Origin of the sequence: Lactobacillus sp. ESL0791, assembly GCF_029433255.1 — a bacterium.
In the GTDB taxonomy this organism is placed as follows: Bacteria; Bacillota; Bacilli; order Lactobacillales; family Lactobacillaceae; genus Lactobacillus.
In genome coordinates this window covers 1,000,125-1,013,334 of the sequence record NZ_JAQTHU010000001.1, presented here as the reverse complement: position 1 = coordinate 1,013,334, position 13,210 = coordinate 1,000,125, and the positions used below count along the sequence as shown (strand labels likewise).

The following is a 13,210-nucleotide window of genomic DNA, read 5'->3' as shown; positions in this document are numbered from 1 at the left end:
AATCACCCGTATGAGAATTGAACTCATAACTCCACCTTGAGAGGGTGGCGTCTTAACCATTTGACCAACGGGCAAAATCAACAGTAATTATTATGCTTGAAATTGCTATAATTGTCAAGCCTTTTTGGTTATAATAATTCTTAGTAATTATTTAGAGGGAAGATACGTAATGATTGACTACTCCGCAACCCAAACTTTAATTGAAGCAATGGTCTCCGAAAGAATTGTTCCCGGGGTCAATTACGCCTTTATCAGGGGAAAGCAAACCTTCACTTCCACTATTGGCTTTGCCAGTATTTATCCTCAAGTCACACAATTAAGCCCATTTGCGGAATATGATTTGGCTAGCTTAACCAAGGTTCTTGCAACCGAAAATATTTTGTTAAAGCTTTACGATCAAGGAAAAATTAATTTTACTGACCCGCTCGATAAGTTTATCCCAGAATTTAAAGATCCACGTGTGCGGCTGTTTCACCTGCTGACCCACACCAGCGGTATTCGCGGCTGGATTCCCCACCGTGACCAATTAAGTCATGATAAGCTAATTAACGCCATTATCAGTTTGCCCGTGACCAACGAATTTACAAGCAAAATGCGTTATGCCGACACCAATTTTATTCTTTTGGGCTTAGTTGTTAAAAACATTTTTCGGCAACCGGTTCAACAAGTGGCAATGAGAGAGGTTTTTAAACCGATGGGACTCACACAAACGTCCTTTACACCTAAAAAAGAGCACTGCATCCCCACGGCTCTAGTCAATGGTAACGTTTTACAGGGAATTGCGCACGATCCCAAGGCCAGACAGCTAGGATTTGATTGCGGTTCTGCTGGGCTATTTTCCTCCATGAATGACCTAATTAAAATCAGCAAGGGCTACTTGGGCCTTGATAAAAGAATTCTGCCCTTCAGCCAAAACTTGGTGAGTGAGCTATTTGATAATAAAAACGCCCGCGCACTAAAACCGCGTTCATGGGGCTGGGATCTGCGTTTTGATCCGAGGCACAGATATCCCATCATTTTGCACACAGGATTTACCGGTACAATGATGATTTTAGACAGAATTAAACAATCCGGCTTAATTCTTCTGACCAATCGCGTACATCCCACCGGCCACAATCTGGCCTTTTTGGCAATCCGGGAAAAAATCATTCAAAGTTTTCTCAGGGAAAACGACAATTAATATTGCACCAAAAAACGACGTCACTATCGCGTCGTTTTTCTTCTGGATAAAAAAATTCACTTAATAAATCCGCTTGTGGAGCCACTCTTCAATTTCCGCAAACAGTTCTTCATTGCGGCTTGGCTCGTTCAAAATCTCGTGGTGCAAAAACGGGTAAACATGAAATTCCTTATCCTTTGATGACATCTTAGGATAAACCTCCATCGAATCCTTGTAAGAAATTATCCCATCTTCCAAGCCCTGCATTAATAAAATCGGGTCAACGATGTTTTGCAGATTATCGCGCAAATAGAGCGCACCCTTGTAAATTGCGTTATTGTAAATTCCGATTGTGATTTCATGCAGGTTCATTTCACTAGCATTGTACTTATCAATTACCCGCTGGTCCGTGTTTAAGCCATCACCCAATTCATTTGGTACCAGCTTTTTCGGATCACCATCAATCATCTCTGAACCAAGTTCCGAATGAATACAAACGGAAGCAGGATCGGTAGCAATATAGCCGTCAACGGTATGCGGATGCTTAGCAGCGTGCAGCAAAACCGTCTCACCGCCCATGCTGTGTCCCAAAACAAACAGGGACAAATTAGGGTAGCGCTTTTTAACTAAGTTGACAATTACTGTCAAGTTTTCTGAAAGATCATCAGGCGAAGACAAATAACCCCGCTCTCCATCTGATTCTCCGTGACCTAATTGGTCATAGCGGAAAACATTATAGCCCTGTTTTACAAAATAGCTGGCAATGCGGTCATACCTGCCGGAAAATTCTGCCAAACCGTGAACAATTATCAAGTTAGCCTGCGGATAATCTGCCAAATTGGTACGAACTGACAACTTCAGCCCCGGTGTATTTGATTCAACCTTTTCAACTCTTGTTTCATCGTAAAAACCCATCTATTTACCTCCAATAGTAAAATAAAATTATGTCTATAGATATAATTTATTTTAAAATTAAAGAAAGCGCAACCAAATTATGCAAAATTTTATACTTATTTTGAATTTTGTTGCAAAAAAAGCTTTTCAAATCAAAAACTAGATTCAAAAAGCCTTTATTAACAAAATTGAAAGCCATCTTAGCACTTCTTGTGCTTAGGCAGAAAATGATAGATTAAATCAACGACCGCATCAATTAACATCCCTGCGGCCATCCAATACATTGCCATCATCATGCCGCCGGTAAAAGTATAGTAGGCAGCCACAGCAAAGACAATCACATTAAAAATCTTCATCAACAAGTTATCACACATCAATTTTTAGACCTTCTTTATTTAAACTACCTCTTATTATACAAGTAATTTACGTTATTGAAAGCGATTTTCATGTTTTTTAATTGTTGCTAGATAGAGTTTACTCAAGCTCACCCGTGTAGCATTGCTGTTATTAAATGTTTACATTTGTCGGCTAGGTAAAAAAATTTTTCAAGTAAAATTCTTTTAATACAAAGATGAAGAGAAATATTTTTTAATGTAATTTAATTCCGCTCTTTTTTTCCAGTTGAAACATCTTTAAATAGCTCAGCAAAATTATGACACTGGAAAGAATCATGACCATAAAGGCAATCTGGCTGCCCTGAGCGGTTAAAACAGAATAATTTCCCGGGCGTTTCTGCCAGGCAGAAATAATCGCCGCCATCACCGTTGTTCCCATCGAGCCAGCATACTGCTGTCCCGTCTGAAAGACCGCCGTTGCATCGGTATGCAGGCTTTCCGGTTGCAGTTTTGAGGCTTCTGCCATTGTGTTGTTAAAAGCCAGCTGCCGTCCAATAATCATAATGCCGTAAAAGAGTACAACCAATGGAATGGTTAATTTGCGTGCAAAAACGGTAAATAAGATGCTGGCAATAAGGCAGAAAATGGTGCCAAGTAAAAGCGGTAGCTGTGGCCCTTTTTTGTCATAAATATGGCCGAACCACGGATTAAGAATCCCGCTTAAAATACAGCCAGGCAGCAAAATCAAACCACCAATCAGCGAAGACGAGTGGTTGACAATCTGCACAAAATTCGGTAGGACAAAACTAGTGCCAATATTAATAAACTGCAGCAGCAAATACGAAATGAGGGCACAAACAAAGGTTTTATTCTTAAAAACTGCCAAGTCTAACAACTTCTTATCACTATTTTTGACCGATTTAATAAATAAAAATAATAAAAGTGCAGCAACTAAAAGCCCCAGCCAGAACCAAATATTGGTTAAGCCTTGACCAATCTCACTGAAAGTCAGGCTAAAAATCACCATCGCTGCCGCAATCAAAACATGACTGCGCCAATCAAAACCGGCGCGCTTTTCTTTATGGTATTTCTCAACTGTAAAATAACCTAAAAGCAAGATAACAACCGCCAAGCCCGAAACAAGGTAAAAGATCAGCTGCCAGTTCCAAAAGTAGACAATTGTCCCGCCAAAAGTCGGGCCCAGCGATGGTGCTAAAATCACTACGAGCCCAGTCAACCCCATATAAAAGCCCCACTTATTCTGCGGCATCAATTCAACCACTAGGTTGAACATCAACGGAATTGAGAAGCCCGCGCCAAATGCCGAAATCAGCCTGCCAGCAAGCAAAACGCCGAAATTAGTTGCAGTGGCAGACAGCAGCGAGCCACAGATAAAAGCAACCGCTGCCGTCAAAAATAATTGCCGTGCCGAAAAACGCTCGTTCAAATACGAACTCGCCACCATGATCACGGCAATCATCAGCAAGTAACCGGTGGTAGTCCACTGCACCGTGCCTAAACCAATGTGAAACTGTTTCATTAACGTTGGAAACGTCACGTTCAAACTGGTTTCCGTCAAAATCGAAACAAACGCCATCAGGGCACAGGCAATAATTGCTAAAACATGCTTGGTCGTTACCACTTTTTCTTTCATAAAAACCTCCTAAAAAACGAAAAAAGAGTAAAACTATTAAGTGTTTTACTCTTTTTCTAATCACTTTGCTATTAATTATACTAACAAAATTTTTAAAAAAACTGCCACAAGCATTTTCTATTTTGCAAAACGTTTGGTCAAATCATCGTGCAGGTTTTCATAACCCGGCTTGTTGAGCAGGCCAAACATGTTTCGCTTGTATTCCTCAACTCCCGGTTGATTGAACGGATTAACTCCATTCAGGTAGCCGGAAACCCCAATTGCCAACTCAAAGAAGTAAATCAGGTAGCCTAAGGTATGTTCGGTTTGATCAGGAATATTAACCGTCATCACCGGAACGCCACCATCGGTATGAGCCAAAACCACACCCTCATAAGCATGGTCGTTAACATAGTTCAGGCTCTTGCCCTGCAAGAAGTTTAATTGATCCAAATTCTTATCGTCGCCAGGAATTGTCACATCATGACGCGGATTTTCAACCCGGATGACCGTTTCAAATAGGTCGCGCAGGCCTTCCTGAATGTATTGTCCTAGTGAATGCAAGTCGGTTGAGAAATTGGCACTTGACGGGTAAATGCCCTTCTGGTCCTTACCTTCTGATTCACCCATCAGCTGTTTACACCACTCGCTAAACATCCGCAGTGTTGGCTCATAGTTTTCGACAATTTCAGTTGTATAGCCCTTACGATACAAAATATTGCGCAAAGCGGCATATTGGTATGGGGTAGCCTTGGTCAAATCCGTATCGCCATAATCAGCACGGGCATCGGCAGCCCCCTTCATCAGCTGGTCAATATTGGCACCGGAAGCAGCAATCGGCAGTAAACCCACAGCAGACAAAACACTGTAACGGCCGCCGACATCATCCGGAACGACAAACTCTTCATAACCTTCCGCATCGGCTTCGGTCTTCAAAGCGCCCTTAGCCTTATCCGTGGTTGCATAAATTCGTTTAGTTGCTTCCTCTTTGCCGTACTTTTTAATCAATTTATCCTTAAAAATTCTGAAAGCAACAGCCGGCTCAGTTGTCGTTCCTGATTTCGAAATGACGTTGACACTGAAGTCCTTGTCGCCCAGCCAATCAATCAAATCATACAGATATGAACCGGAAAGTGAATTACCACAGAAAACAATGGTTGGATTATTTTCCTTTTTCCTGCCATAAAACGCACCGTTCAAGAATTCAACGGCCGCTTGGGCACCAAGGTATGAGCCACCGATCCCAATACAAATCAGCACTTCAGAATCGCCCTGAATTTTCTTAGCAGCCTTTTTAATGCGGCTAAATTCATCCTTATCGTAATTAACCGGCAAATCAAGCCAGCCCAGAAAATCACTTCCTGCACCACTGCCATCTTTAAGTTCAGTAACAACAGCATTGACCATTGCTTGCATCTCGCCCAGTTCATTTTCATGAACAAAAGGCGTTAACTTGCTACTATCAAATTTAATTAAACTCATAAATTTGCTCCTACCTAAACTAAAAATTATTTTTTTCACAATTTCATTTTAACAATCTTAATCACTTAATACCAGTTACTTTTCATCAACATTAGAAAATCTTTCTAACTTGCCGGAAAAGCAAATATAGCAAGTATCCCAGGATCGCCCCACATGTGTTAAAAAAGACGTCGTCAATGTCACTAATCCCTGTTTCCAGAATAAACTGCATCCCTTCAATAAATACTGACAGGATCATCCCCAGAAAAACAACCTTCAGAAAGCTCTGCTTCTTTGAGAAAACCAGCGGCAGCAAAAAGCCAAACGGAAGAAAACATAGGACATTGCCTAAGGAATTATAGAAAAAATCAATGCGACTTTCAGCATAGACCAGTTTCCAAGTTTCCTTCATAAAGACCAGATTGATTTCCGTCAGCGGCCGCGTAAAATTAAAATCCAGCTGCCAAGGAAAGTAGGTATCGCGAAAAGTCGTTAACATTAAAAGCAGAATTAGGTAAAAAACAAAGGCCCACATCCCCGCTTCCGACTTAATTGTTCGTCTTTTTCTGATAACAAGCAGCCACAACAGCCGCAGCACCGCAAAAAAAAGAAAATAAAAAATTGTCTTGTCAATTGCCAGCATCGTCAGCTTAATCAGCGCAAAATGGTTAATCTTAGTAGCATAATGTTGTGCCAGCCAATTGTAAAGTGGTCCTAAAAAAAGCATCTAAATAATCAAAATCCCATACATAAGTTTCCTCTAAATTATACTCAATTTTAGCCAAATTAAACCTTAAAAAAGTACTAACTCCCCGCAAAAGATTGTTTAAATTCCGTTAAACCAGTAAAATTGTTGTATTAGAGGAGCATTACTAGTGAAAAAAATAAATTTTAAAAGTTTTATTCAAACACGGACAGGCTTTTTTAGTCTATTAATCGTTCTTTTTTGGTTGAAATATCTCTTCGTGGCCTACTTTGACTTTAATCTGGGCCTTTCCGATCCTTATCAGCACATTATCATGTGGATCAGTCCCTTAGGCGCCGCCATTATGCTGATCGGCATTGGTTTTTATTTTCCCAAGCCGCTTGTTTCCTATATCATGATGCTGGTAATGGACTTTGCCAACAGCGCCCTGCTCTTTGCTAACGTCCTTTACTACAGGCAGTTCTCTGATTTTATCACGGTTAAAACGATCGTGAATGTCGGCAAGGTGGCACCGGGCCTAGGCAAGAGTGCCGTTTCCCTGCTGCAGTTGTCTGACTGCCTCATCTGGCTTGATTTGGTCGTTATTATCGCCCTGTTAATCAGTAAAAAAATAAAAATTGATCCCAAATCATACGGCCTGCTGACACCTTTTACCATTACTTCTTTAGGTGCGTTTATTCTTGGCTTAAATATCTTCATGGCCGAATCATCCCGGCCGCGCCTGCTGCGCAATACCTTTGACCACACCTACGTTGTCAAATATTTAGGGATTGACACTTACACCATTTATGACGGCATCAAAAGTGCCCAGACAGGCCAGGTAACCCGAAATGCCAACGCGGACGACTTGAATCAAATTCTGCGCTTTACCCAAAAAAATCACGTTCCGGCCAGCAAGCAATATTTTGGCAAGGAAAAGGGGAAAAACGTGATCGTAATTCATCTAGAAAGTTTCCAGCAGTTTTTGCTTAACCTAAAAATCAATAATAAGGAAGTCACGCCGTTTTTAAATTCACTTTATAAAAATCCCCACACCATCAGTTTTGCCAATTTTTACCACCAGGTCGGAATCGGCAAAACAAGCGATGCCGAAAACATGCTCGAAACCGGAACTTACGGCATCTCTGACGGGTCACTTTTTACCTCACTCGGCTCCAACAACACTTTCCAGGCGGCGCCACAAATTTTGCGTGACCACGGCTACACTTCGGCTGTCTTTCACGGCAATGTCGGCACCTTTTGGAACAGAAACGAGGTCTATAAAAATTTCGGTTACAATTACTTTTTTGACCAAAATTATTTCAGCAGCGACAGCGAGGATAAAAGCGGTTACGGCCTGAAAGATAAGCTGCTATTTGCGGAAAGTATCAAGTATTTGGAACACCTGCAGCAGCCTTTCTATACTAAATTCATCACCGTCACCAACCACATTCCGTTTGAACTGAAACCGGAAGACGCCGACCCCACCTTTAAAACCACCGACACGCAAAACCAGACAATCAACAATTACTTTGAAACTGCCCACTACCTAGACCAGGCCGTCAAAGAATTTTTCACTTACCTTAAAAAATCCGGTTTGTATAAAAACACACTGGTGGTTATTTACGGCGATCATTACGGCCTAAGCAATTCGGATAATCAAACGCTGGCGCCAATTGTCGGTGAAAGTTCGGACACCTGGAATACGTATAACAACGTGCAGATGCAGCGTGTGCCCTTCATGCTGCACGCCGCCAACCTCAAAGGGCAAATCAAACACGAGGTAGCTGGCGAAATTGATGTTCTGCCAACCCTGCTGAATTTGTTGGGAATCCCAAATGAAAACTACCTGCAGTTTGGACAAAACTTGCTGTCACCGCACTACCAGCCATGGCTTGTTTTTCGCAATGGCACCGTCGTCAGCAAAAAATACGTGATTGTCGGCAGCCAAGGAACCAAAGGCAGTGTCTATAACCGCAAGAATGGCAAGCAGATTGTCAACTTTACACTTAAGGAAAAGAAAGAAATCGGCCACTTAACTAAAATCAGCCGGAAATCGCTGAAATATTCTGACCTTCTTAACAACCATAATCTGCTAAGATTTTACACACCTATTGGCTTCACACCCGTTAATCCTTCACAATTTAACTACCTAGACAATTACCAGCAAATGTTGCAGATTGAAGACAAACTCGGTAAAAATTCGACATCTTTATATTCAAAAAAACACGGCTCAACCACTTCTCTATATAAGACCGATGCGAGCGAGCTGCAGGACAGAAACGAAGAGATTACTCAGGTTCCGGAATCAGTGCAAAATAACCAATTAACCGAAAATAAAACTAGCAAAAAGAAGAAAAAGTCATATAATTAGTCTAATCATATGATTTTATTTAAGAAAGGACTATTTTATGATCTTACCATTAATAATCATAATTTTGTTAATTGTTTTCATGGCGCTGGGCTTTCGGGTCGTTCCGCAAAACAATGAGGGATTGGTCGAAACATTGGGCAAATACTCAAGGACGGTTAAAGCCGGTTTTGTCTTTATTTTTCCATTTGTGCAAAAACTGCGTCGGGTTTCTCTGGCAATGTTTCCGGCAGAAATTTCCAAGTATTCAATTATTACTAAGGATAATGCGGAAATCACAACCAGTTTGACTCTCAACTATTTGGTGACTGATTCCTACAAATATTTTTACAACAATACCGATTCAGTTAAGTCAATGGTTGAACTGATTCGGGGGCACCTGCGGGACATTATTGGCCGCATGGACTTGAATGATGCCTTAGGCTCCACCAGTAAAATCAACACCCAATTAACCGCAGCTATCGGCGACCTAACCGACGTTTACGGGATTCGTGTTGTGCGGGTCAACATTGATGAACTGCTGCCAAGTCCAGAAATTCAAAAAGCTATGGACAAACAGCTGACTGCCGACCGGGAGAAGATTGCCGCAATCGAAAAGGCCGAAGGTGAGGCAAAGAATATTGAGCTGACCACCAAGGCAAAGAATGACGCGCTGATTGCAACGGCCAAGGCCAATGCGGAAGCAACTAAGACCAGGGCCGATGCGGAAGCATACCGGATCAACCAGTTGCAGACAAGTCTTGCTAATGCCAGTGACGGTTATTTCAAGAATCAAAGCCTAGATAGTTTCAACCGCTTGGCGGAAGGGCCAAATAATCTGATTGTCGTTGACAAGGATGAAATTAGCGAATTAGGTAAAATTCCAGCCACCAAAAAAATCTGGGATGAAAGCGAAAAATAAAAATAAAGAATAATAAATTATGGTAAAAAATCACTTTAGAAAAGAACAGCTAAAGTGATTTTTAATTGCCATTGTTTTTTATTAAAAATCCCGTTAGCAAATACCTGATGATATTCGCTAACGGGATAAATTTGTTGGATAAATCTTGACAGTAGCTCAATCTCTTCTGTATTTCTTCTTTGACTGCTTGCAGTGCAGTTAGCAGGTAGACAAATGCTTCTTCAAATGCTAAATCTGGCAATGCATCATTCATCAGATAGAACAAATCTCCGATTGTGCGCTCATCAATTGCCTGCCTTTCAGCCAGCAAATCATAAGTTAAGGCCATGACGGCAAAATAGCCACACTGCCCATCGTAACTTTGAATTTGTGATTTATCTAAAGCTAGATACTGTTTAGCCGCTTTAAAGTATGTTTCTATCTGCCATCTATGGCCATAAATAGAAGCTTCGATCTTATTCATTATTTTTGTTACTTCTGACCTCTAATATTTTGTCTACTATAATTATCACAAAATTTATTGTAAACTGTATGTAATAAAATTAAATAATAGATTAAAAAGTAGGAGTGTCAATTTGATAAACAATAAGTTTGATTTTGGTATCAAAGACTTTAGTTTAAAGCATAAATTATCTAATGGCAGAGTTTACAGAGTAATAAGCGTAGTAGGTAAAAAAATTAAATTAGTAGGAGAAAATGGAGCTTTACACAATATAGATTTAGCTTATACAAATTTAGCAAAACTAAAAGTGGATAAGATTTTAGTTGGAGACTATGTTAATTATTCCTTAAACAATAAAAACATAATTAAAGTTTATCCCCGACATAATATACTTTCTAAAGCAACCAGTAATGCCGAAAAAAGCTGGCATGTTAAAAAGCAAGAGCGACTTATTGCATCTAATGTCAATCAAATTTGGGTTATGATTGCAGTTAACCAACGTTTTACAATAGAAAAACTAGAACGGTATTTAGAAACGTTTCACATATCTAACCAAGATCCATTGATTTTACTATCTAAAATTGACCATTTAGCTGAATGCAAAAAAATTGAAAATAAGATCAAACGGACTTACCCTACTTTAAAAATAAAAAAAGTTTCTATATATCTTCCAGAAACTATACAGCAACTAAAACAAAATTTAATCAAGAACCAAACTATTGCAGTAGTAGGAGCTTCAGGTGTAGGAAAATCAACTCTACTAAATGAATTATCAGGAAAAACGATAAATAAAATTAATGGTGTACGAAGTGGTGACCAAAAAGGCAAACATACTACAACAAATGTAACCTTAAATGCAATACCAAGTTTAGGAATTTATTATATTGATACTCCTGGATTTAAAACTATTAGTAGTGTAATTAATAAAAATACGCCCACTGTTTTTAATGATATAACAATTTTATCAAAACAATGCAAGTTTAGAAATTGCAGACACATGTCAGAACCAAAATGTGCTGTTAAATTAGCTGTTACAAAAGGAAAAATAACTAAAGAACACTATCAAAGTTATCTAAACTTTGAAAAAAGAAATAAGAAATAATTTTATTAACCTAATTGAAACTCTAAAGCAGTAAAACTGGCTAGATTCCTTATGGACTCTGGCTTTTTTAGCTTTTAATTATGTTTTATTCGCTTCCCTCAGGCTATTTTTGGATAAATCTTGGCAGTAGCTCAATGAAGTTATCTGTTACTTGCTTAGTATCTTCTGGAATATCTTCTTTGACTGCTTGCAGTGCACAGTTAGCAGGTAGACCAATTAGCTTGGCAAAAGCAGAAATTAGCAAGGAAGTGTCCTTTTCTTGATTGATTTGCGGTATACTTTTCATAATGTAAGATCTCCTGTAACTTTGTTTTGGTTACTTAAAGTATAACGCAGAGAGGTCTTGCGTTTTTATTTTGGGGTTAAAAAAGCTAGAAATCACGCTCTTTTTGCGTAATTTCTAGCTTTCAAGTTTCAGTTAGATAATTAAATTTGTTATTTAACGTACCCTAAGTCAAAGTACAAGCTATTATTCTTTGACGGTTTAAGTGAATAACCTGTTAGCTTGCTGTTGACAGCTTTGATACTGTAAAAATTATCGGTTGGAACAACAAATGCTTCGTCATTCATGTATTCTTGCCACTCATGGAACTTCTGTACCCGATATTTATGGTCAAAGGCCTTTTCGGAATCCATTTCTGCAAGCAGCTTATTATTTTTGGCAGTTACAAAGTGCGTGTAATTAAACGGTGCTGCTTCATTGTATAAGTCATTTGGTGATGGTTCAGTTGATAAATTCCAGCCACCATCAAACATATCAAATCCAGAAGCATCATTTTGCAGCTTATCATAGAAAGAATTAGTTTCCGTCAGACGACCGCCGACTAATTTAACATTTAGGCCTACCTTGTGCCATTGCTGAATGTAATTTTGAATGATCGGTTCCTGAATTGATGTACCAGCCATTGCCAAATAATAAATGGTTAACGGCTTGCCATTTGGTTGAACACGCCACTTACCCTTCTTCTTGTAGCCAGCTTTATCAAGAATTGAATTAGCTTTCTTAATGTCATACGGGAAACCCTTGGCATTCTTGTCAAAATAATCACCAAATTGTGCCGGAATTAAGGTTGGAACACGGAAGAATAGGCTATGGGTATAATGACTGTCAACTGCGTCAATATTCATCGCATAACCGATTGCTTGCCGAACGGGTTTTGCCATCTTTGGATTCTTATCCATGACACTCTTGTTCTTCTTGGCATCCCAGTGACCAACTTTAAAACCAAGGTAGTTGTATGACAGCGGAATTCTCGCAATAAAGTTAACACCCTTAGTGTTCTTTACCTGTGTCCATTGCGAAGCACGAACATCGATAATGTCGAATTTATGACTCTTGAGTGCCTGTGAAGCTGATTCCGGACTTAAGGTCTGAATAGTTATCTTATTCAATTTAGGAGTGCCGCGCCAGTAATACTTGTTAGGAACCCAACTAGTCGATTGCCCGCGAACAATTTTATCCATCTTATACGGGCCAAAGAATATTGGATTCTTTCTAATCTTGTCACTAGCCATTAATTTTGAAAACGGAATATCCTTCAAATAATGATATGGTTCAGCATATTCCCAGAAATAACCGTTACCCGAATTATACATTCCCGGCTTCATTTGTTTGAAGTGCAAAACGACTTTACGACCATTTTCGCCATCAGGCATCTCAATCCCAGAAATAGTCTTCGATTTACCATTATGGTATTCCTCTAAACCAACAATATTAGCCAGGCTTGAAGTATACCTTTGAGATTTAGTAGCCTTATTGGCAATAATTTCATAAGGGTACTCAATATCTTTGGCAACAACTTGTTTACCATCAGACCACTTGACACCTTCCTTAACTTCAATTGTGATCGTCTTGGCCTTTCGATCGAGCTTAAATGTTGCCGGCCCGTTATTGTTAATCTTATAAGTATCATTTATATCAAATAAGTCTTCTACACCAGGCGCCATTGCATCAGAATCGGAAGAAACCGTATATAATTCCGGGGAAAAAATACCTGTAAACGGTGATGCAGAAAGCATAGCAATTTTTACATTACCGCCCTTTTTCGTGGTCTTTACCGGTGTTTCTTTAGGAAACTTACTTGCAGTTTTTGTTTCATCTGTGGCGTTATTGTTACTCTTGCCACAAGCTACCAACGTTAATGCGGCAGCAGTGACAACCCCAACTGAAGCAAGAATTTTGCTCTTCTTCATAAATATCCTCCTAATATTTAATTAAAATTCCTCT

11 protein-coding genes, 1 tRNA gene and 1 pseudogene are annotated in these 13,210 nt (G+C 39.5%); 4 read left to right on the top strand and 9 right to left on the bottom strand.

What is annotated here, in order from left to right; genetic code table 11:
• Nucleotides 1–2: 2 nt before the first annotated feature.
• Nucleotides 3–74: transfer RNA gene (locus tag PT285_RS05050), tRNA-Glu, on the bottom strand.
• Nucleotides 75–169: 95 nt separating this feature from the next.
• Between PT285_RS05050 and PT285_RS05045 the strand changes: the two genes are divergently transcribed.
• Entirely contained in the window at nt 170–1,180 is a 1,011-nt protein-coding gene (locus PT285_RS05045; RefSeq protein ID WP_277148365.1) for a serine hydrolase, read from the top strand.
• A 60-nt stretch (nt 1,181–1,240) separates the two neighbouring features.
• On the opposite strand, the gene PT285_RS05040 is transcribed toward PT285_RS05045, so the two are convergent.
• The 5 genes from PT285_RS05040 to PT285_RS05020 all read right to left on the bottom strand — a co-directional run bounded on the left by PT285_RS05040 (nt 1,241) and on the right by PT285_RS05020 (nt 6,209).
• A complete protein-coding gene (locus tag PT285_RS05040; RefSeq protein ID WP_277148364.1) occupies nt 1,241–2,074 on the bottom strand; it encodes an alpha/beta hydrolase in 834 nt (277 codons plus the stop codon).
• 179 nt (nt 2,075–2,253) lie between these two features.
• Nucleotides 2,254–2,430, bottom strand: a complete 177-nt coding sequence (locus tag PT285_RS05035; protein ID WP_277150704.1) for a hypothetical protein — start codon at nt 2,428–2,430, stop codon at nt 2,254–2,256.
• A 211-nt stretch (nt 2,431–2,641) separates the two neighbouring features.
• A complete protein-coding gene (locus PT285_RS05030) occupies nt 2,642–4,042 on the bottom strand; it encodes an MFS transporter (RefSeq protein ID WP_277148362.1) in 1,401 nt (466 codons plus the stop codon).
• Between the two features lie 117 nt (nt 4,043–4,159).
• The gene (locus PT285_RS05025) at nt 4,160–5,503 is read right to left on the bottom strand and encodes a glucose-6-phosphate isomerase (protein WP_277148360.1); all 1,344 of its coding nucleotides are present in this window, start codon (nt 5,501–5,503) and stop codon (nt 4,160–4,162) included.
• 91 nt (nt 5,504–5,594) lie between these two features.
• Nucleotides 5,595–6,209 carry a VanZ family protein gene (locus PT285_RS05020; protein WP_277148358.1) on the bottom strand — a complete coding sequence of 205 codons (615 nt, stop codon included), beginning with the start codon at nt 6,207–6,209 and terminating at the stop codon, nt 5,595–5,597.
• Nucleotides 6,210–6,357: 148 nt separating this feature from the next.
• On the opposite strand from PT285_RS05020, the gene PT285_RS05015 reads away from it, so the two are divergent.
• Together PT285_RS05015 and PT285_RS05010 are read left to right on the top strand one after the other, a co-directional pair.
• The gene (locus PT285_RS05015; RefSeq protein WP_277148356.1) at nt 6,358–8,541 is read left to right on the top strand and encodes an LTA synthase family protein; all 2,184 of its coding nucleotides are present in this window, start codon (nt 6,358–6,360) and stop codon (nt 8,539–8,541) included.
• A gap of 37 nt (nt 8,542–8,578) precedes the next feature.
• Entirely contained in the window at nt 8,579–9,439 is an 861-nt protein-coding gene (locus PT285_RS05010) for an SPFH domain-containing protein (RefSeq protein WP_277148354.1), read from the top strand.
• Nucleotides 9,440–9,623: 184 nt separating this feature from the next.
• Here PT285_RS05010 and PT285_RS05005 read toward each other — a convergent pair.
• Nucleotides 9,624–9,911 (bottom strand): annotated as a pseudogene (locus PT285_RS05005) (transposase); the annotation flags it as partial.
• Between the two features lie 103 nt (nt 9,912–10,014).
• On the opposite strand from PT285_RS05005, the gene rsgA reads away from it, so the two are divergent.
• A complete protein-coding gene (gene rsgA, locus PT285_RS05000) occupies nt 10,015–10,983 on the top strand; it encodes a ribosome small subunit-dependent GTPase A (RefSeq protein WP_277148350.1) in 969 nt (322 codons plus the stop codon).
• Between the two features lie 103 nt (nt 10,984–11,086).
• On the opposite strand, the gene PT285_RS04995 is transcribed toward rsgA, so the two are convergent.
• Nucleotides 11,087–11,269, bottom strand: a complete 183-nt coding sequence (locus PT285_RS04995; RefSeq protein ID WP_277148348.1) for a hypothetical protein — start codon at nt 11,267–11,269, stop codon at nt 11,087–11,089.
• A gap of 149 nt (nt 11,270–11,418) precedes the next feature.
• Complete coding sequence (locus PT285_RS04990) at nt 11,419–13,176, bottom strand: oligopeptide ABC transporter substrate-binding protein (protein WP_277148346.1); 1,758 nt, start codon at nt 13,174–13,176, stop codon at nt 11,419–11,421.
• Nucleotides 13,177–13,210 lie beyond the last annotated feature (34 nt).